The 19,368-nt window shown below is 71.0% G+C and carries 18 protein-coding genes; 9 read left to right on the plus strand and 9 right to left on the minus strand.

Annotation, left to right across the window (positions count from 1 at the left end):
• Window positions 1–25: 25 nt before the first annotated feature.
• The 5 genes from O1R50_RS07255 to O1R50_RS07275 form a co-directional block, all read right to left on the minus strand.
• Window positions 26–586: a hypothetical protein gene (locus tag O1R50_RS07255; protein ID WP_270109250.1), complete on the minus strand. Its 561-nt coding sequence runs from the start codon at window positions 584–586 to the stop codon at window positions 26–28.
• Window positions 587–640: 54 nt separating this feature from the next.
• Window positions 641–2,152, minus strand: coding sequence for an alkaline phosphatase D family protein (locus O1R50_RS07260; protein ID WP_408612638.1), 1,512 nt, complete (start codon window positions 2,150–2,152; stop codon window positions 641–643).
• 405 nt (window positions 2,153–2,557) lie between these two features.
• Complete coding sequence (locus tag O1R50_RS07265) at window positions 2,558–3,706, minus strand: DNA polymerase III subunit delta' (protein ID WP_270109252.1); 1,149 nt, start codon at window positions 3,704–3,706, stop codon at window positions 2,558–2,560.
• Complete coding sequence (gene tmk, locus O1R50_RS07270; RefSeq protein WP_270109253.1) at window positions 3,703–5,883, minus strand: dTMP kinase; 2,181 nt, start codon at window positions 5,881–5,883, stop codon at window positions 3,703–3,705. The genes O1R50_RS07265 and tmk overlap by 4 nt, the downstream gene beginning before the upstream one ends.
• Before the next feature lie 108 nt (window positions 5,884–5,991).
• A complete protein-coding gene (locus tag O1R50_RS07275; protein WP_270109254.1) occupies window positions 5,992–6,612 on the minus strand; it encodes a TetR/AcrR family transcriptional regulator in 621 nt (206 codons plus the stop codon).
• Window positions 6,613–7,068: 456 nt separating this feature from the next.
• Between O1R50_RS07275 and mshA the strand changes: the two genes are divergently transcribed.
• Window positions 7,069–8,304, plus strand: a complete 1,236-nt coding sequence (gene mshA, locus O1R50_RS07280; protein WP_408612639.1) for a D-inositol-3-phosphate glycosyltransferase — start codon at window positions 7,069–7,071, stop codon at window positions 8,302–8,304.
• Window positions 8,301–8,777, plus strand: coding sequence for a type III secretion system chaperone family protein (locus O1R50_RS07285; RefSeq protein WP_270109255.1), 477 nt, complete (start codon window positions 8,301–8,303; stop codon window positions 8,775–8,777). Before mshA ends, O1R50_RS07285 begins: the two co-directional genes overlap by 4 nt.
• 250 nt (window positions 8,778–9,027) lie before the next feature.
• Here O1R50_RS07285 and O1R50_RS07290 read toward each other — a convergent pair whose 3' ends face one another.
• Window positions 9,028–10,029: a hypothetical protein gene (locus O1R50_RS07290; RefSeq protein ID WP_270109256.1), complete on the minus strand. Its 1,002-nt coding sequence runs from the start codon at window positions 10,027–10,029 to the stop codon at window positions 9,028–9,030.
• Window positions 10,022–10,441 carry a hypothetical protein gene (locus O1R50_RS07295; protein WP_270109257.1) on the minus strand — a complete coding sequence of 140 codons (420 nt, stop codon included), beginning with the start codon at window positions 10,439–10,441 and terminating at the stop codon, window positions 10,022–10,024. Before O1R50_RS07295 ends, O1R50_RS07290 begins: the two co-directional genes overlap by 8 nt.
• A 304-nt stretch (window positions 10,442–10,745) precedes the next feature.
• On the opposite strand from O1R50_RS07295, the gene O1R50_RS07300 reads away from it, so the two are divergent.
• From O1R50_RS07300 to mgrA, 6 genes are all read left to right on the plus strand, one after another.
• Window positions 10,746–11,576: an Hsp70 family protein gene (locus tag O1R50_RS07300; RefSeq protein WP_270109258.1), complete on the plus strand. Its 831-nt coding sequence runs from the start codon at window positions 10,746–10,748 to the stop codon at window positions 11,574–11,576.
• Window positions 11,573–13,024 (plus strand): Hsp70 family protein, encoded by a 1,452-nt coding sequence (locus O1R50_RS07305; RefSeq protein ID WP_270109259.1) that lies wholly within the window; start codon window positions 11,573–11,575, stop codon window positions 13,022–13,024. Before O1R50_RS07300 ends, O1R50_RS07305 begins: the two co-directional genes overlap by 4 nt.
• A gap of 116 nt (window positions 13,025–13,140) precedes the next feature.
• Entirely contained in the window at window positions 13,141–13,893 is a 753-nt protein-coding gene (locus O1R50_RS07310) for a phosphoglyceromutase (protein WP_270109260.1), read from the plus strand.
• A gap of 88 nt (window positions 13,894–13,981) precedes the next feature.
• Window positions 13,982–15,226, plus strand: coding sequence for a sensor histidine kinase (locus O1R50_RS07315; RefSeq protein WP_270109261.1), 1,245 nt, complete (start codon window positions 13,982–13,984; stop codon window positions 15,224–15,226).
• A 12-nt stretch (window positions 15,227–15,238) separates the two neighbouring features.
• Complete coding sequence (locus O1R50_RS07320; protein ID WP_205325813.1) at window positions 15,239–15,925, plus strand: response regulator transcription factor; 687 nt, start codon at window positions 15,239–15,241, stop codon at window positions 15,923–15,925.
• 79 nt (window positions 15,926–16,004) lie between these two features.
• Window positions 16,005–17,000 (plus strand): L-glyceraldehyde 3-phosphate reductase, encoded by a 996-nt coding sequence (mgrA, locus tag O1R50_RS07325; RefSeq protein WP_270109262.1) that lies wholly within the window; start codon window positions 16,005–16,007, stop codon window positions 16,998–17,000.
• A gap of 60 nt (window positions 17,001–17,060) precedes the next feature.
• On the opposite strand, the gene O1R50_RS07330 is transcribed toward mgrA, so the two are convergent.
• Entirely contained in the window at window positions 17,061–17,513 is a 453-nt protein-coding gene (locus tag O1R50_RS07330; protein WP_270109263.1) for an Hsp20/alpha crystallin family protein, read from the minus strand.
• Window positions 17,514–17,664: 151 nt separating this feature from the next.
• Between O1R50_RS07330 and O1R50_RS07335 the strand changes: the two genes are divergently transcribed.
• The gene (locus O1R50_RS07335) at window positions 17,665–18,096 is read left to right on the plus strand and encodes an SRPBCC family protein (RefSeq protein ID WP_270109264.1); all 432 of its coding nucleotides are present in this window, start codon (window positions 17,665–17,667) and stop codon (window positions 18,094–18,096) included.
• On the opposite strand, the gene O1R50_RS07340 is transcribed toward O1R50_RS07335, so the two are convergent.
• Window positions 18,085–19,332: an NAD(P)/FAD-dependent oxidoreductase gene (locus tag O1R50_RS07340; protein ID WP_270109265.1), complete on the minus strand. Its 1,248-nt coding sequence runs from the start codon at window positions 19,330–19,332 to the stop codon at window positions 18,085–18,087. The two genes, O1R50_RS07335 and O1R50_RS07340, sit on opposite strands and share 12 nt — an antisense overlap.
• Window positions 19,333–19,368 lie beyond the last annotated feature (36 nt).

A 19,368-nucleotide genomic window follows, 5' to 3' on the forward strand; every position in this document is an offset into this window, starting at 1 on the left:
GGGCCGCGCGCCGCACCGGACGGTCCTAGTCGCGGCCGCGGCGTGTCAGGACGGCGACCGCGAGCGCTCCGGTGAACAGGACGACGATCGCGAGGAGCGAGAGCACTCCGGTCCAGCCGAGCACGTTGACGCCACCCGAGGCCAGCTGCGGCATCGCGATGTCCGGATGGAGCACCGCGACGCCGTCCGCGTGGTTCCCGATGTCGAGGTACTGGACGGTCGCCCAGGCGTACAGGACCAGGCCGGCGGCGCTGACGTACGCGAGCAGGTGCACTACGCGCCGCGCGCGGTCGTCGCCGTCCCGCAGCCCCGCCAGCCGCTTCGAGCCCGCGCGGAGCAGCGGCCAGTGCGCCGCGATCGCCAACGCCGGCGGCACGACGAACAGCGAGTAGTCGTACCAGGAGAAGACGGCGAGCCCGCCCTCGTTGTCGGGGAACACCTCGATGTCCCGGTACAGCGCGACCAGGAAGTACGCGCTGTTGGCGACGAGGTTCACGAGTGCGAGGGCCATCAGCCCGCGGAGCCAGCGCGCGGCGGTCTCCAGGCGGTCGCCCGCGCGACCGTCTCCGGCTTCGATTGCTGCCATTGGTGTCTGACCTTCCGTTTGCGTTCGGGCGAGGTGCGCGGCGGCGTTTCGGCCCTAGGCCGCCGGTTCGATGGCCTGGGTGAACAGGTCGTTGCCGTCGAGGTCCTTGAGGGTCACCTCGCAGACCTCGGTCTCGGCGTCGATGTGGACCTCGCCGAAGAACTGGTAGCCGACGGCGGGGTTCGTGTTCGCGGCCGGCGGCGGCTTCTGGAAGACCACTTGGGGGCCGAAGGTGGCGTCGAGGCGGCCGGGGCCGAAGGAGCCGGCGTTGAGCGGCCCGGAGACGAACTCCCAGAACGGGTCGAAGTCCTGGAACGCGGCCCGGTCGGGGCTGTAGTGGTGGGCGGCGGTGTAGTGCACGTCCGCGGTCAGGAAGACCAGGTTCCGCACGCCGTCGCGGCGGCAGTGGGCGAGCACGTCGGCGATGTCGAACTCGCGGCCCAGGGGCGCGCCGTTGTCGCGCTGGGCGATGCCTTCGTAGATATTGGTGCCGTCGCCGATGATCAGGCCGATCGGCAGGTCGGCGGCGATGATCTTCCATGTCGCGGTCGAGGCCGAGAGCTCGGCTTTGAGCCAGGCGCGCTGCTCGTCGCCCAGGAGGCGGCCGCCTTCGGGGGCGTTGTTGGGGCCGTTGGCGTCCTTGAAGGTGCGCATGTCCAGCACGAACAGGTCCATCAGGGGCCCGTAGGCGATCTTGCGGTAGATCCGGTCGCTGCCGGGGAGTCCGACGGCGCCGGGGGTGTACTCGGCGAACGCCTGGCGGGCCCGCGCGGCGAGGACGTCGACGTTCTTCTCGGTGTACTGGGGGAGGTCGAGGATCTCGCCGGGGTACCAGTTGTTGACCACTTCGTGGTCGTCCCACTGGTTCACCATCGGCACCTTCGCGAGGTAGTCGCGGAGGTTGTCGTCGATGAGGTTGTACTGGAACTGGGCCCGGAACTCCGGCAGGGTTTCGGCCACTTTGGACTTGCCTTCGGTGGTGACGTTGCGCCAGACGGTCCCGTCGGGCTGGACAACCTCGGCGGCGATGGGGTTGTCGGCGTATATGAAGTCGCCCGAGCAGAGGAAGAAGTCCGGCTCGGAGGCGGCCATGGTGTCGAAGATCCGGTAGCCGCCGAGGTCGGGGTTGATGCCCCAGCCCTGCCCGGCGAGGTCGCCCGACCACTGGAAGCGGATGTCGGCCGGAGCGTCCGACGCGGTGGTGAAGGAGCCCTTGAGCGGCGCCGAGCAGTGGTCGGCGAGGGCGGTGATCCGGTAGTGGTACGTCGTCCCGGGCGCGAGGCCCTGGAGTCGGAGCTTCCCGGTGAAGTCGGTGGCCTCGGTCAGCGCCGGTCCGGTGATCGTCCTGGCCCGCTTGAAGTCCGGGCGCGTGGCGATGTCGACGCGCATCTGCGAGGCCCGGTCGGCCCGCGTCCATACGACGGCGCCGCGGTCGCTCACGTCCCCTGATTGGACGCCATGGGTCAGTTGCGGCCGCGAGGCCGCGAACGAGATCCCCGGCAGTCCGAGCGCGACCGCGCCCCCGGCTCCGGCGGCCAGCAGCCGACGTCGGTTCATCTGCACCATCATCTCCATTTCAACTGCGCGCCCGCTGCAGCGGCACGCAGCGCTCACCTGCTGTCAATGCGCCGACCCGTCCGCTCGACCGGTTCCTGCCGCTCACCTGCTGCGGGGTGGCCGGTCGGCTCGCTATCGCCTGGGGCGCATAGGGGTCGGCTCCATCAAGACGTGGCACCGCAGTCCGGCGTGCATCGTCCGAACGGTCAGATATCGGTGTCCGAACGGATGATTCGGACCGTATCAGTCCGCATCGCACGCGGTGGCACTGGAACGGCACGGGGCGTCATCGCTCGCGAGCGTCGCCGAGGCCGCGGAAGGCCCTCCGAATACCGGTGTTGTATTCGGAGGGCCGACAACGAAGCGAGCGGGCGAACGGGCCGGATAGCGGCCGTCAGGGGTTCCTACACGCCACTAGCTCTGCCAGAGGCGGGTCATCATCGCCTCGACCGCGATGCGGGGGCGGACGTTCGCTTCGATCGCCTTGCGGCACTCGAGGATCGCGTCGATGCGGCGGAGCAGGGACTCGGCGCTGAGCTTCGCGGCGGCCGCCCGGGTCGTGTCGGCCATGTCGATGTGGATCGGAGCGACGCGGGCGCCGAAACCGGCCGCGAGGGCGTCGCGGTAGAAGGCCGCGAGGTCCACGAGCGCCCGGTCCAGGGAGTCGCGCTGGGCGCGCGTGTCGCGCGTCTTCTGGCGCTTCTCCAGCTCCTTCAGGGCCGCCGCCGATCCGCGCGCCGCCTTCGACGCGCCCTTCCCGGTGCCGCCCTTGCCGAGCGCGGTCTCCAGCGCTTCCTTCTCGGCCGCCGAGCGCTCGGTGTACACGCCCGACGCCTCGGCCTCGGCCGCCTCGATCAGCTCGACCGCCGCCGTGAAGCACGCCCCGAGGCCGGTCAGGCGGCGCGGGATCTGCAGTACGTCGTGGCGTTTCGCCCGCGCCTCGGGGTCAGTGGCGAGCCGCCGCGCCCGGCCGACATGCCCTTGCGCCGCAGCGGCATAGAGCTCGGCCTCCCGCCGGTCGAGGCCGTCGCGGTTGACCAGCAGGTCGGCGATCGCCCCGGCGGGCGGCTGCCGCAGTCCCATGACGCGGCAGCGGGACCGGATGGTCACCGAGATCTCGGCCGGGTTCGTCGACGGCGCGCACAGCAGGAACACAGTCCGCTCCGGCGGTTCCTCGACGGCCTTCAGCAGCGCGTTCGCGGCCGCCTCGGTCAAGCGGTCGGCGTCTTCGACGATGAGGATCTGCCAGCGCCCCGCGGTGGGTGCGCGGCTGGCTTCGAGGATGAGGCGGCGGACCTGGTCGACGCCGAGGGTGAGGCCTTCGGGGATGACGCGGGTGACGTCGGCGTGGGTGCCGCCGAGCACGGTGTGGCAGGTGTGGCACTCGCCGCAGCCGCCTTGGGGGCATTGGAGTGCGGCGGCGAAGGCGACAGCGGCGGTGGAGCGGCCGGAGCCGGGGGGGCCGGTGAAGAGCCAGGCGTGGGTCATGCCGAGGCCGCGGGCGGCGTCGGCGAGGACCCGTTGGGCCTCGTCCTGGCCGACGAGCTCGTCGAAGACGCTCACGGCCGTCCGGCCTCCTCGGCGACGGTGTCCCAGCCGTAGTCCTTGGTCTCGGTGGGCGTGTCGGCGGTGGCGGTGTGCTTTCCGGTGTCGTCCTTGGTGCTGTCGAGGCCGGGCCAGCCGGTCGCGGCGCGGGCGGTCTGGGTGCGGATGTCGAGGCGTTCGGCGACGGCGTCGCGGACGCTGGCGGCGATCTCGTCGGGGGTGCCGCCCGCTTCGATGACGAGGTATCTGCCGGGTTCGGCGGCGGCGAGCTGGAGGAAGGTCTCGCGGACCTTCTCGTGGTAGTCGAGCTGCTCTTGTTCGAGGCGGTCGCCGTCGCCGCCGGCTTTGGCGCGGTGGAGGCCGTTCTCGGGGTCGACGTCGAGGAGGACGGTGAGGTCGGGTTTGAGTCCGCCGGTGGCCCAGGCGGAGACCCAGGCGATCTCGCTCTTGCCGAGGGCGCGGCCCGAGCCCTGGTAGGCGATGGAGGAGTCGATGTAGCGGTCGGAGACGACGACGGCGCCGCGTTCGAGGGCGGGTCGGATGACCTTGTCGACGTGCTGGGCGCGGTCGGCGGCGAACAGGAGTGCTTCGGCGCGGGGGGTGGGCGCGGCGTCGCCGCCGCGGTCCTTGGAGGGGGAGTCGAGGACGAGGGAGCGGATGCGCGCGCCGATGTCGGTGGCGCCGGGTTCGCGGGTGAGGACGGCCTCGTAGCCGCGGAGCTTGAGCCAGGCGGCGAGTTTCACCGCCTGCGTGGACTTCCCGGCGCCTTCGCCGCCTTCGAAGACGACGAAGAAGCCGCTGCCGGGGGCCGGGTCGGGGGCGGTGAGGGGGCGGCCGCGGAGGGAGGACCAGAGGTCGGCGAAGACGGGCACGCCGGGTTTGTCGTCCATGGAGCGGAAGGCGGTGACGCCGAGCCAGACGACGAGGGCGGCGGCGACGAAGAGCAGGATGCGGCTCATCGAGATCTGCACTTCGGTGAAGCCGAGGTCGAGTTGGCGGGCGGCCTGCCAGCCGGCGAGCGGCGCGGCGATCGTCATGGAGAGCATGAGGATGACGCGTGCGGAGACGGCGATGAACGCGAACATGCGGCCGCGGATCTCGTCCTCGGTCTCGCGCTGGAGGAGGGTGATCCCGGCGAGGAAGGCCATGCCGGCGCCGAGGCCGATGATGAGGGAGCCGATGACGGAGAAGACCATGTGCGGGGCGACGGCGTCGAGGGCGAGGCCGCTGCCGGCGAGGACGATGCTCATGCCGAACCAGCGGAGGCGGGAGAGTTCGCCGACGAGTTTGGGACCGAAGGCGATGCCGCAGCCGAGGCCGAGGAAGAGGAACACGGCGAGGGTGTAGAACGCGGCTTCGCCCGCGCCGAGGGTGGTGGCGTAGACGGTGCCGACGCCGATGAGGATGCCCGCGCCGCTGAACGCGCCGAGCATGCCCACGATGAGGCCGCGCACGCGTTCGGAGGTGCGCAGGTAGGACCAGCCTTCGACGAAGTCGTTCCAGACGGTGGAGGACTTGGCGGCGACGTGGCCGATGCGGCCGGAGATCTGCGGGATGAAGAAGTAGACGGTGACGGCGAGGATGGCGAACATCGCGGCGGTGAGGTAGAGCGCGATGACCATCGGCTCGGCCCAGGCGCCGAGGTTGGACCAGACCGCGGAGCCGCGTTCGAGGACGGCGAGGACGGCGAAGGCGAGGGGCGGGGCGATGCCGTACGTGGTGGCGAGGCTGAGCTGGTTGGCGGCCTCGTACTTCTCGGGCGGGAGCAGGTTCGGGACGGCCGCTTCCTTTGCGGGCGACCAGATGAGGACCGCGCCTTCGATGCAGAGCTGGGCGATGGCGAGCCAGGCGACGGTGACCGCGGTGTTGTTGGTGACGAGGTAGACCGTCGGGACGGAGGCGATGAGCAGGAAGCGGGCGGTGTCGCAGGCGGCCATGGTCTTGCGCCGGTCGAAGCGGTCGGCGAAGACGCCCGCGACGGGGCCGAGCACGAGGGAGGGCAGGAGCCGCAGCACGATGGTGGCGGAGAACGCCGCGCCCTTGGCAGCGGGGTCGTCGAACAGGGACTGCGCGAATCCGGCGGTGGCGAAGATGGCCAGCCAGTCGCCGAAGGAGGCCAGTCCGAGGACGGTCCAGAGGCGTCTGAACGGGCGGATCCGCAGCACCGTCTGGATGTCGCCAAGGGTGTTCGCCATGCTGCTCCTCGAAAGTCAGAGACCGCACCGGGTCGACTACGAGACTAGTCGGCCCGGTGCGGTCCCATGCCCCGGCGCGGTCGTTTGAGTGGCCTGGGACCCCTCTGGCTAGAGGCGGCGGCCGAGGTAGTCGCAGACGACGTCGGCGGCTTCGGCGATCGACGCGGAGCAGCCCTCCGGGTCGCGGCGGAACGCGAGGCGGACCAGGGCCTGCCCGGTCTCGACGGCGACGGTGACGGTCTTGTTGAGCTCGTCGTCGCCGCCGATGCCGAAGCGCTGGGCGAGTCCGGCGAGGATCTGGTCGGCGATCACGTCGCCGCCGGTGGTGACGGCGTCGGCCCGGCCCGGGTCGATGGCGTCGGCCAGGTGGAGCACGCGGAATCCGGGTGCGGTGCGGTACATCTGCACGTACTCGTCGATCGCGGCCTCGACCCCGCCGCGCCAGTCGGCGGGCGGTTCGGCGTCGAAGCGGGCGGCGAGGCGCTCGAAGTACAGGTCGATGTAGCGCTGGCTGAGCGCTTCGGCGAGCGAGCGCTTGTCGCCGAAGAACTGGTAGACCGAGCCGATGGCGACGTCGGCGCGCTGGGCGATGGCGGTGGTCGAGAGCCGGTCGTAGCCGACCTCTTCGATCAGGTCCGCGGCCGCGTCGAGCATTCGGCGCACGCGGGCGGCCGATCGCTCCTGGACCGGCAGGCGCCGCAGTGAATGCGTGGCACCGAACTTGGACACCGGTGACATCGTGGGCTGCCTCGCGGCCGGCACGGTAGCAGTGCTCATGGTGTTGTCTCCCCCCTGTGATGACAAGTATCCCCATCATGGACGACTTGCCCGGATTTGAGGCTCATTCCCGGTCGTGTCGCGAGGGAATTTCCAACTTCACCCGTACTGGTGCGATCAGGCGGTCTCGACCGTCATGTCGCGAAACGGCTTGACGAAATGCGGAGTTCATCACTCTCACGGTTGCGGCGGTTGTGCGTGAACACCCGGACACGGAAGGATTGCGAGGGTTTTGCGCGTTGCTTCAGGGGACAAGCAGCGCGATGGCTCGCGGGCTTCGCCAAGCAGTGCCGACTCATGGCTCGCAAGCTTCGCCAAGCCCCGCGAGGAGAGGACAACCAGATGCAGCAGCGGCGCACGCCGGCCTTCAGGGCACGATGCCGAAAGCAGACCGTCCGTCGCGTAGCGATGGTCTCGGTGCACACTTCGCCGCTCGCGCAGCCCGGTACGGGCGACGCGGGCGGTATGAACGTCTACGTCCTCAACACCGCGCGCGAGCTCGCCCGCTCCGGCGTCGAAGTCGAGGTCTTCACCCGCGCCACCAGCTCCGAGGAACCGCCTACCGTCGAAGCCGCCCCCGGCGTCCTCGTCCACCACCTCCCCGCCGGGCCCTTCGAGGGCCTGTCCAAGAACGACCTCCCGACGCAGCTGTGCGCGTTCACCGGCGGGCTCCTGCGGGCCGAGGCCCACAACCGGCCCGGCCACTACGACCTCATCCACGCCCACTACTGGCTCTCCGGCCAGGCCGCGTGGGTCGCGGCCGACCGGTGGGGGGTGCCGCTCGTCCAGACCTTCCACACCCTCGCCAAGGTGAAGAACGCGCAACTCGCCGAAGGCGACTCGCCCGAGCCGATCGGCCGCGTCGTCGGCGAGGAGCAGATCACCACCGAAGCGGACCTCCTCATCGCCAACACGGCCGCCGAAGCCGGGGAGCTGCAGCGCTACTACGGCGCCGACGAGCGCCGCGTCGAGGTCATCCACCCCGGCGTCGACCTCGGGGTGTTCCGCCCCGGCGACCGGTACGCCGCCCGCCAGGCCCTCGGCCTCCCCCACGACGCCCTCGTCGTCGCGTTCGTCGGCCGCATCCAGCCCGCCAAAGCACCCGACGTGCTGCTGCGCGGCCTCGCGCGCCTCCGCGAGACCGATCCGCTGCTGGCCGAGCGCATCGTCCCCGTCTTCGTCGGCGGGCCCTCCAACACCGACCTGTACTGGCTGCCCAAACTCGCCGGGGAGCTCGGCCTCGCCGAGAGGGTCCAATGGCGCACCCCGCGCTCGGGCGAAGCGCTCGCCCAGGTCTACCGGGCCGCCGACGCCGTCGCCGTGCCCAGCTACAACGAGTCGTTCGGCCTCGTCGCCCTCGAAGCCCAGGCGGCGGGCACCCCCGTCCTCGCCGCGAAAGTCGGCGGCCTGACCACGGCCGTCAGCGACGGCGCCTCCGGGCTCCTCGTCGACTCCCACTCCTCCGACGACTGGGCCGCCGCCCTCGGCCGCCTCATGGGCGACGGCGCCCTCCGCGAACGCCTCGCCGCCGGCGCCCGCGCCCACGCCGCGCTCTTCTCCTGGCAGTCCACCGCCGAGGGCCTCAGCGGCGCCTACCGGCGCGCGCTCCTCGCCCGCTCCCAGGCCATTACCCTGAACCGGTGATCGAGCAACTCACCGCGGCCCTCGACGAGATCGGCGCCGACTACCGGCAGGACGGACCCCGCGCTGCGGTCGTCACGCTCCCCGGACAGCGCAAGCTCGCGATCGCCTGCGGCCTGGTCATCGAGGACCACGCCCTGCGCGTGGAGGCGTTCGTGGCGCGCAGGCCCGAGGAGGACCGGGAGGCGGTCTGGGCGGAGTTGTTGCGCCGCAACGGGAAACTGTACGCGGTGTCGTTCGCGACCGACGAGAACGAGGACATCCACCTCGTCGGCCGCCTCCCGCACGCCTCGATCGACGCGGACGAGCTCGACCGCGTCCTCGGGCAGGTCCTCGTAGCGGCCGACGAGAGCTTCAACGTGATCCTCGAACTGGGCTTCAAGACCTCCATCGAAGCGGAATGGGCCTGGCGCCTCGCCCGCGGCGAGTCCACGAGGAACCTCGAGGCCTTCGAGCACCTCCGCCCTCGCGACTGACATGACCGGCGGCGAAGCTCAGCGCCGCCATGCTTCGAGCATGTCGTCCGGGCCCCGGACAGCTCGAACCGATCGCGGTCGACGCGGCTGTCGACACCGGAACGCGAGACCGCGACCGGCGGTCTTCCCGCCAGCGCGGCCGCGAGCAGCGCTTCCCGGACGTGCGGCTCGACGGCCTTCCCGAGCCAGCTCGACAGCGGCGCTCGGCGATGCGGAACGCCTGGTCGCCGCGGCCCTTTCTGCCGGGGTGTCAGAGGAGTCCGTCGGCCAGAATCTCCTGGGCGCGGGCCTGCATGTCCTCGGCTCGCCGGTGGAACGAGTAGAACGCCTCCTCGTGGCCGCTGACGTACCTGATCAGGTACTCCCAGAAGACCTCGACCTGCACGTCCTCCAGGCCGGTCTCGGCGTGGCATGCGGCGTCGTCCCCGGCGGCGGCCAGCACCTCCTCGGCGAGCGCGGCCTCGGCCTCCTCGAGGGACATCGACTGCTCGATCTGCCAGGCGGCCTTGAGATCCCCGGACCGGCTGAACAGCGCGTCGCGCAGGTGCATCGGCTCCTCGAAGTCGTAGCCCCGCTCGTTCATGCAGTCGGACCAGGCCGCCCGGGCCTCGGCGACGCGGTCGTCCCGCTCCCAGTCGGTGCCGCCGCGCGCGCCCGCGAGCCCGGCGTGGTTGAGGTAGTCGGGGTAGGCGCCGTCGGCGAGCGCGTCCTCGGCCTCGCGCATGCACCCGCCGCCGGCGCGCTCGGACTCGCCGACGTCGGGCAGCAGGACGATCTCGGCCTCCATGCCGGGCGAGCCGTAGTACGCCTCGTTGTAGGCGTCCCGGTCCGCTTGCGGCAGTTCGGAGAACGGGTCCGGCTCGGTGTGCACGTCCTCGCCGTCGTCGCCCTCGTACATGAGCGTGATGTTCGGGTTGTCGACCCGGAGGCCGTAGATCTCGCCGGGCGGCAGCGAGGGGTCGGGCGCGGAGTAGACCCAGGGGCCGAGCAGGTCGTCGAGGCCGGGGTCCGGCTCGTACTCGGCCGCGAGGGGGTGCACCGTGAAGCCGAGGTGCTCGACGCACAGCCGCGCGACCCGGTCGAGGGCCTGCTGGACCTGGTCGGCCGAGGCCATGTTGTCGGCGAGGACGGCTTCGGCGGTGGCGCGGTCGATCGGTTCGGGGGGCTCGGCGCAGGCGGCCAGCAGCGCCGCCGCGAGCAGGGCCGGGACGCCGAGAGCGGCCCGGCCCCGGAGACCCCGGAGGTCAGACATAGGACATCTCGGTGTGGCAGCCTGAGCCGCAGCCCGAATGCCAGGACTTGTAGACGCCGTTGCGGTAGTACCGCAGCGTCACCGGGTCGCCTACCGTCGCCTGGCTGGAGGACTGGTGCTTGCCGGTGCTGCCGCCGCCGCTGGAGTTCGCGTAGTAGACGTTGACCCACGCGTAGTGCGAGCTGCACGAGGTCAGGCGCGAGCGCCACCGGTTCGTCTCGCCGTAGTCGTCGCCGACCGTGGTCGAGACACCGGACCACCAGTCGTCGCATGACATCGTGTAGGTGACGCCCCCGGCGCTCGCCGCGGACGGTATCGCGGCCATGCCGCCCGCCACGAGCACGGCCAGCGCGGTCGCCGCTCCGAGCCGGCGCAGCGCGAGGGTTAGAGTGGACCGAGGTCCCCTGTTCATTCGGACTCCTTCCAGGGCAGGGTGATTCACGGCGCGCGGTCATCTCGGTTGGCGCCTGTGACCGCGCGCTGACAAGACGCTATCGGCACCCTCGGACGTCCACAAGGTGCAGTGGCGGATATGGCACACCGTCCCACAACGTGGACCATCCATCATGAACCGGCACAACACGAGCGACCGGCGCCCCTCATGCGGCGCGCGGCCGCCGCCGGTGCGGGCAGCGGAGGTCGGCGCATGGACTGAGCTGCGCCGCAGGGGTTTTCGCGTCGCGACGGCGGGTGCGCGGCGGCTATATCATCGGGCTGTGCACCCCTCCTCGTATCTGCTCAGTGTCGATCTGGGCACCTCGCATGCCGTCGCGGTGCTCAGGTGGCCCGACGGGCGGACGCGGCCGCTGCTGTTCGACGGGCAGCCGGTGCTGCCGGTCGGGGTGTACTGCGACGAGTCCGGTGAACTGCACGTCGGACGGGACGCCGTCCGGCTCTCCGCGGTGTCTCCCGACCGGTTCGAGCCGAACCCGAAACGGCAAGTGGCGCAAGGGTCCGTGCTGCTCGCTGACCGGGAGGTCGGCGTCGCCGCCATGTTCGCCGCCGCGCTGCGGCGCATCGCCGCGGTGTGCTCGCAGTCCACCGGCGTGCTGCCGGAGACCGTGCTGACCTGCCCTTCCTCGTGGAGCGGGCAGCGCCGGGAGGTGCTGGAGGAGGCCGCCGCCCAGGCCGGGTTCGGGCCGGTGCGGCTGGTCACCGAACCCGTTGCCGCCGCCCATTACTACCGGGGCGTGCTGGGTCGGGAGATCGGCGCCGAGGAGGCGCTGGCGGTCGTCGACTTCAGGGCGGGCACGGTCGATGTCGCGGTGCTCGCGGCGGATGACGGCGGGGGCCTCGCGATCGCGGCGGAGGGCGGCGTCGCCGACTTCGGCGGGGTCGACGTCGACGCCGCGATCGTCGACCACCTGCGCGCCATCACGATCGGCGGGCACCCGCAGGCCTGGGCGGCCATCGACGATCCGCGCACCGGCTCGCAGCGGCGCGGGCGGCTCCAGTTGTGGACCGACGTGCGCGAGACCAAGGAGATGCTGTCGCGGTTCACCGTCGCGCCGGTCGGCGTGCCGGCATCGAGGCCGGGCTGCACTTGACCCGGACCGAGCTGGACGCCATCAGCAGGCCGCTGCTCGAACCGGTGATCGACGAGGTCGTACGGGTCCGGGACGCGGCGGAGGCGGCCGGGCACCGGCTCGGCGCGGTGTTCCTCGTCGGCGGCGCCTCGCGGATGCCGCTGGCGGCCAACCTCATCCATCACGCGCTCGATGTCGCCCCGGTCGTGATCGAGCAGCCCGAACTGGCGGTGGCCGAGGGCGCGGCGGTCGCATCGGCGCCTGTCGGCGACGGGACTTCCCCTGCCGCCGTTGCGGAGCCTGAGTCCTCGGCGGCGACTGCCGCGGAGTACGCCCCCGTTCCGGTCGAGACGCCGCCGGCCGCGGCGGTCGAGCCCGCGACGGTTCCGCTGCCTCCACCGCCGCCGCGGTCCGTTCGGGGCAGGAAGCGCATCGCCGCCGTCGCGGCGGCCCTCCTGGCGCTCGCACTGGTCGGCGTGTCCGCGCTGTTCAACTGGGAGCCTTGGCAAGCCGGAGGCACCGGGGGCGGTGCACCGTACGCGGAGGCGCTGACCGGCACGGCCGACGCGGCCTGCCCCGAAGGGCTCGCGGCGCCCCTCGACGCGCCCGGCGCCCTGTACGGGCCGCATTTCACGTCGGCCCCGACGTGCCTGACAATCCTTGCGCCCGAAGACGCCTCGGCGGCGGCCGACCTCCTCGGAGAGGTCCCGGCCCTGACGGGATCGCAACGGCTCGCGATCGTCCACTTCACCACCGGCGACGCCAATCCGACGGACCAGTACACAGTGCACAGTGCGGTCACGTTCGGCGATCAGACCTGGGAACTCGACGGCGTCCCGGCCGCCGACGCGGTGTACGCGGCCGTGGTCGACGCTGACGCTCCGCTCCAGGTGGCCGTCACCGACGCCGAACGCACGCAGACGCTCGACCTCGCCACCGGCCAGGTCGCCGACCCGGTGGCCGCCTACTACCACGGCGAACTCGCCCAACGGGAATTCGTCGTCGAAGCCACCTTGTCGTTCGCGACCGTCGACGACTCGTGGTTCATGGACGGCGTGGTGTACCGGGACCACGTGGCCGTCTCCCGGTCGGTGTTCAGAGAGGACCTCGGCTGGCTCTGCGAACCGGACGAGGCGGTGCTCACCGCGGTCTTCGAGATCAGGACCTACTCCGCCGAGTACGACCAGGACTGGCCCTTCGACGCCGCCCAGGCCGTACGGGTGCAGGCCGGCGACCAGACCGTCCTCCCGCAGGTCACCGCCGAGGAAGTGACGAGGGCGGCAGGCGACCACGGCGACGACACGTGGGTGGCGGTCGGCGCGGTGTTCACGGTCCCGGCCGACCTCGCCGAGTTCGCGTTCGAGTTCGACCTGCAGGACAGCGCCTACGACCGCGGACTCGAAAAGTGGTTCCACGCCTCCGAGAGCCCCGTGGCCCAGTCCTACGGCCTCGACTTCACCGCCGCGTGAACCACCCCCGATCGCGGCCGCACCTCTGGTCGCCCCCGCCTGTGAGGAGGCGACGCCCGCCACACCTGTGGCTTGACCGGGCGGCAGGGCAGTGGGCGAGGCGGCAGGATAGGGGTATGACCGCTACTCTCGTGCTGCTTCGCCACGGCGAAAGCGAATGGAACGCCAAGAACCTGTTCACCGGCTGGGTCGACGTGAAGCTGTCGGCGTCGGGCGAGGACGAGGCCCGCCGCGGCGGGCGGCTGCTCGCCGAGGCCGACCTCTTGCCGGACGTCGTGCACACCTCGCTGCTGCGCCGCGCCATCAACACCTCCGAGCTGGCGCTGGCCGAGGCCGGCCGCTCCTGGATCCCCGTCAAGCGCTCCTGGCGCCTGAACGAGCGCCACTACGGTGCGCTGCAGGGCAAGGACAAGGCCGCGACGCTCGCCGAGTACGGCGAGGAGCAGTTCATGACCTGGCGCCGCTCGTACGACGTGCCGCCGCCCGCGATCGAGGCCGGCTCCGAGTTCTCCCAGGACGGCGACGCCCGCTACGCCGACCTGGCCCCCGAGATCCTCCCGGCCACCGAGTGCCTCAAGGACGTCCTCGAGCGGATGCTCCCCTACTGGTACGACGGCATCGTCCCCGACCTCAAGGCCGGGAAGACCGTGCTGGTCGCGGCGCACGGCAACTCGCTGCGCGCGCTCGTGAAGCACCTCGACGGCATGTCCGACGAGGCCGTCGTCAAGCTGAACATCCCCACCGGGATGCCGCTGCGCTACGAACTGGACGAGTCCACGCTCAAGCCCACGGTGACCGGCGGCGAGTACCTCGACCCGGAGGCCGCCGCCGAAGCCGCCGCCGCGGTGGCCGCGCAGGGGAAGAAATAGCCTGAATGCGCACTCTGGGTTAACAGAGGGTGACATGCGAAACAGCCCGGCGTTCGACGCCGGGCTGTTTCGCGCTTACGCTGGGGTCGTGGCCCACAACGATTCGCCGCCGCTCGAGGGCCTGCGCAAGAGCGCAGGTCGCGTCCTCACCGGCCTGGCCGCGGGAGCCGCTTTCGGCGCCGCCGCCGCAGCGCTCCTGCGCACCCGGCACCGCGGCACGCCCCGCCCCGAAGTCCGCACCGCCCCCGTCGCCGACTCCCGCCCGTGGGAGGCCGCGACCGACCTGCTGCGCACCGGCGTGTGCCTGGTCGACGACCACAACCGCGTCCTCTACACCAACCGGGCCGCCCGCGACCTGGGCCTGGTGGACGACCACGAGATCATCTCGCTCACGCTGCGGGCGCTGCTCGCGCAGGCCCGCCGGTCCGGCCGCTACCGGGACGCCGAGATCGAAGTCCCAAAGCAGGTCATGGGCGAGCCGAGCGCTGTGAGCGTGCGCATCACGCCGCTGCCCGACGGCGTGTCCGTGGCCGAGTTCCAGGACATCTCCGAACTGCACCGCGTCGAGCGGGTGCGCCGCGACTTCGTGGCGAACATCAGCCACGAGCTGAAGACCCCGGTCGGCGCCATGCAGATCCTCGCCGAGGCGCTCAAGGACGCCGCGGAGGACCCCGACGCGTCGGCGCGGTTCGCCGCCCGCATCCAGTCCGAGTCGAAGCGCATGAACCACTTGGTCACCGACCTCCTGGAGCTCTCGCGGCTGCAGGGCGCGGAGAAGCTGCCCGACCCCGAGCCCGTCGAGGTCGACCGGATCATCGCCGAGGCCTTCGACCAGACCCGCATCGCCGCCGAGGAGAAGGGCATCGAGCTCACCTACTCGGGCGTGCGCGGCGCGGAAGTGCTCGGTTCGGAGTCCCAGCTGGTGACCGCCGTGAAGAACCTCGTGGGCAACGCCATCTCCTATTCACCTGAGGACACGTCAGTCGAGGTCTCGACCTCGATCGCCTCCCCGACAGGGCATCTGGCGGGGGTCCAGATGGTGTGCATCGCCGTGCGCGACCAGGGGATCGGCATTCCCGCCGAGGAACTCGACCGCATCTTCGAGCGGTTCTACCGGGTGGACGCGGCGCGTTCGCGCTCGACCGGCGGCACCGGCCTCGGCCTGGCGATCGTCAAGCATGTCGCGGTCAATCACGGGGGTAGGGTCGAAGTGTCCAGTATGCCTGAAGCTGGATCAGTGTTTACCTTGATGTTGCCTGCTCGTTCCCTTCCGTCCGACGCCACGGCACCGGAATCGGATGCAATCGGAACAACCCAGCAAGCCGGCCTGTAGAAAGGTTCACTCGTGACCCGCGTGCTCGTAGTTGAAGACGAGGAATCGTTCTCCGATGCCCTCTCCTACATGCTCCGCAAGGAGGGCTTCGAGGTGGCGGTCGCCGCCGACGGCGACGCCGCCATCAAGGAGTACGAGCGCGCCGGTGCCGACGTCGTCCTGCTCGACCTGATGCTGCCGGAGAAGTCCGGCACCGAGGTCTGCCGCGAGCTGCGGGCGAACTCGAACGTGCCGATCATCATGGTCACCGCCCGCGACTCCGAAGTGGACAAGGTGGTGGGACTGGAGCTGGGCGCGGACGACTACATCACCAAGCCCTACTCCTCCCGCGAGCTGGTGGCCCGCATCCGCGCGGTGCTGCGCCGCTCGGCCGAGCCCGACGACCCGATCGTCACCGTGCTGGAGGCCGGGCCGGTGCGCATGGACGTCGACCGCCACACCGTCACGGTGAACAGCGCCGACGTGCAGCTGCCGCTCAAGGAGTTCGAGCTGCTGGAGATGCTGCTGCGCAACGCCGGGCGCGTGCTCACCCGCGGCCAGCTCATCGACCGCGTCTGGGGCGCGAACTACGTGGGCGACACCAAGACCCTCGACGTGCACGTCAAGCGGCTGCGCTCCAAGATCGAGCCCGAGCCGGGCAAGCCCCGCCACCTCGTGACGGTGCGCGGACTCGGCTACAAGTTCGACCCGCACGCCTAGCGCGCCCGACGGCCCCAGGCGCCGTCCACCTGCCGTTCACCCTGAATACAACGCTTGCCGGACCGGATAGGCTGCACTCGTGACTTACCTTCCCGCGGACGACCGCTACGAGAAGACCATGCAGTACCGCCGCTCCGGACGCAGCGGCCTGAAACTCCCCGCGATCTCCCTCGGCCTGTGGCAGAACTTCGGCCACACCCGGCCCCTCGAAACCCAGCGGGCGATCATCCGCCGCGCCTTCGACCTCGGCGTCACCCACTTCGACCTCGCCAACAACTACGGCCCGCCGGCCGGGAGCGCCGAGGAGAACTTCGGCCGCATCCTCGCCGAGGACCTCAAGCCGTACCGCGACGAGCTCGTCATCTCCTCCAAGGCCGGGTACCACATGTGGAACGGCCCCTACGGCGACTGGGGCTCCCGCAAGTACCTGGTCTCCTCGCTCGACCAGTCCCTGCAGCGCATGGGCGTCGACTACGTGGACGTGTTCTACCACCACCGGCCCGATCCCGAGACCCCGCTCGAGGAGACCATGGGCGCGCTCGACGCGATCGTGCGCTCGGGCAAGGCGCTGTACGCGGGCGTCTCGAACTACAACGCCGAGCAGGTGCGGCAGGCCGCGACGATCCTGAAGGACCTCGGCACGCCGCTGCTGATCGACCAGCCGTCGTACTCCATGTTCAACCGCTGGACCGAACGGGACGGGCTCCTCGACGCCCTCGAAGAGGTCGGCGCGGGCTGCATCGTCTTCAGCCCCTTGGCGCAGGGCCTCCTCACCGACCGCTACCTCAAGGGCATCCCCGAGGACTCGCGCGTGCGCACCAGCGTCTTCCTCAACGAGGATGCCCTCGAGGAGACGACGATGGCGCGCGTGCGCGCCCTCAACGACATCGCCGCCGGACGCGGCCAGACCCTGGCCCAGACGGCCCTCGCCTGGGCCCTCCGCGACGAGCGCATGACCAGCGTCATCATCGGCGCCAGCAGCGTCAAGCAGCTCGAGGACAACATCGGCGCGCTCGGGAACCTCGACTTCTCCGACGAGGAGCTCGCCGCGATCGACGAGCACGCGATCGGCTAGAACTACCGCGACCGGGCCGCCACCCTGGGGTTCGAAGGGTGGCCCCGGTCGTCCACGCGCCTACTTGATCGCGATCTTCTTCTGCCCCGCGGACTCCTTCTTCGGAACCGAGATGCACAGCACCCCGTCCTTGAGCTCGGCGCTCGACTTGCCCGCGTCCACCGTGTGCGGCAGGCGCACCGTGTACTCGAACTGGCCGCTCCGCCGGCTCGAGCGGCGAACGTCGTTGCCCTCGTGGTGGTCCTCGCTGCGGTACTTGCCGCTCACCGAGAGCTCCTGGCCCTCGATGTCGATCGAGAGGTCCTCCCGCATGACACCGGGCGCCTCGATGTCGATGTGGTACTCCTTGTCGTTCTCCGACATGTCCACCAGCGGTGTCCACGTCTGATCGCCCATGTCCCCGGCCGGGAAGTACGGGCCCATCATCCGGTTCATGTACCCGGCGAAGTCATCGAGAACGGACATCGGGTCGGAGCGCTCGATAGCGCCCCTGCGCATGGGTAGCCTGGCCATCTCATCCTCCAATCACCCGGCGGCCGCTTGCCGCCGGACGAGAGGATGCCCCCTCTGATGCGGCCTAATCGGCCGCCGGAGGGGCGACACCCGCGCCGATCGGTGGGACGCTTGATGGAGCAACCGGCCCTGCAACGACGAGGAAGTCATCATGGCCCCGCTGATCTCGACGATCGACATCGACCGGCCCCCCGACGTCGTGTTCGCCTACGCCACCGATCCGACCCGTTTCGCCGAGTGGCAGCGCGACGTCGTCCGCGTCCAGGTCCTCGACGACGAGGAGTTCGTGACGGTCCGCCGCTTCGTGGGCGCCGAGCGCACCACGCTCCAGCGGATCACCACCAGCGACCCGCCGCGGCACTGGGCCGCCGAAGGCGTCGAGGGAGCCGTCCGGCCCCACGCCACCGTCACCGTCTCGCCGCGCGACGACGGCGCGCACTCGAGGGTCGTGTTCACCCTCGACTTCGAGAGCCACGGCATGGGCGCCGCGCTCCTCCCGATGGTGCGCCGCGCCGCCGAGAAGGGCGCGCCCGTGAGCCACCGGCACCTCAAGGAGATCCTGGAACGCGGCTCAGCGGAATGACTGCAGCGCTTCGGGACTCGGCGGCTCGGCCGCGCGGATGAGCGCCTCGATCTCGGCCATCCGGTCCCACGTGTTCACGGCCATCCCCGCGAGCACGCGGCCCGCCTTGGTCCAGAACGCCACGAACTCGAGCGACTCGATGCTCCCCGAGACCACGACCTCGTCGTAGGCGTCGGGCCCGGCCACGAAGCCGAGGTACTCCATGCCGAGGTCGTACTGGTCGGTGAAGAAGTACGGCAGCTTGTCGTAGGGCGCCTCGTCCCCGAGCATCGCCTTCGCGGCGTGCGGTCCCGAATCGAGCGCGGTCTGCCAGTGCTCCACCCGGATCGGCCGTCCGTAGTGGACTGACGGGATGCTCGCGACGTCGCCGGCGGCCCACACGTCCGGGCCGCTCGTGCGCAGCGTCCCGTCGACGGCGATCCCGCCGCCGAGCTCCTTGGGGCGCAGGTTGATCCCCGCTTCGACGGCGAGCCCCGTGTTGGGCGTGGCGCCGACCGCGAGCAGCACGACGTCGGCGTCGACGCGCCGCCCCTCGTCGGTCTCCACGCCGAACGCCCGTCCCTCCTCGCCGAGGATCTTCGCGACCTGGGTGCGCCGCAGCAGCTCCACGCCGTGATCGGTGTGCAGGCGGCCGAAGACGAGCCCCATCTCCGGGCCGAGCACCCGTTCGAGCGGCTGCGCGCCGAGCCCGAACACCGTGACCTCGCGGCCGAGCTGCCGCGCGGAGGCGGCGACCTCCATGCCGATCCAGCCGTCGCCGACGATCGCGACGTGCTCGGCGTCCTTGATCGCGGCGTGCAGCAGATCGGACTGCTCGACGGTACGCAGCAAGTGCACGCCCCGCAGGTCCGCGCCCGGGATCGGCAGCGGCCGGGGGCTGGAGCCGGTGGCGATGAGCAGCTTCTTGTAGTCGAGGGTGGACCCGTCGGCCAGGGTCAGCCGCCGCATCGCGGTGTCGAGCCCGGTCGCGGGCTCACCGGTGCGCAGCTCCGCGTTGTGGTCGTACCAGCCCTCGTCGACGGTGAACACGGCCGAGCGGTTCACCTCGCCGCGCAGGTAGTCCTTGGAGAGCGGCGGCCGCTCGTACGGGTGGTGCGCCTCCCCCGTGACGACCACGAGATCGCCCTCGAAACCCTCGCCGCGCAGCGTCTGAGCGGCCTTCGAGGCGGCCAGCCCGCCCCCGACGATGACGTACGGTGCGGTGCTCGACGTCTCCTTGTACGGTGCACTGTTCATCTGCGTCCCCCATATCGACAAGGCCGCTCGTGAGCA

This window comes from Glycomyces luteolus, assembly GCF_027622875.1.
Classification (GTDB): domain Bacteria; phylum Actinomycetota; class Actinomycetes; order Mycobacteriales; family Micromonosporaceae; genus Glycomyces; species Glycomyces luteolus.

Coding starts and splice junctions, on each gene's coding strand:
- O1R50_RS07330 (WP_270109263.1), bottom strand. CDS start 17,513: ATGGCCAGGCTACCCATGCGCAGGGGCGCTATCGAGCGCTCCGACCCG.
- tmk (WP_270109253.1), bottom strand. CDS start 5,883: ATGGCGAACACCCTTGGCGACATCCAGACGGTGCTGCGGATCCGCCCG.
- O1R50_RS07335 (WP_270109264.1), top strand. CDS start 17,665: ATGGCCCCGCTGATCTCGACGATCGACATCGACCGGCCCCCCGACGTC.
- O1R50_RS07255 (WP_270109250.1), bottom strand. CDS start 586: ATGGCAGCAATCGAAGCCGGAGACGGTCGCGCGGGCGACCGCCTGGAG.
- O1R50_RS07290 (WP_270109256.1), bottom strand. CDS start 10,029: ATGTCTGACCTCCGGGGTCTCCGGGGCCGGGCCGCTCTCGGCGTCCCG.
- O1R50_RS07295 (WP_270109257.1), bottom strand. CDS start 10,441: ATGAACAGGGGACCTCGGTCCACTCTAACCCTCGCGCTGCGCCGGCTC.
- O1R50_RS07260 (WP_408612638.1), bottom strand. CDS start 2,152: ATGGTGCAGATGAACCGACGTCGGCTGCTGGCCGCCGGAGCCGGGGGC.
- mshA (WP_408612639.1), top strand. CDS start 7,069: ATGGTCTCGGTGCACACTTCGCCGCTCGCGCAGCCCGGTACGGGCGAC.
- O1R50_RS07310 (WP_270109260.1), top strand. CDS start 13,141: ATGACCGCTACTCTCGTGCTGCTTCGCCACGGCGAAAGCGAATGGAAC.
- O1R50_RS07340 (WP_270109265.1), bottom strand. CDS start 19,332: ATGAACAGTGCACCGTACAAGGAGACGTCGAGCACCGCACCGTACGTC.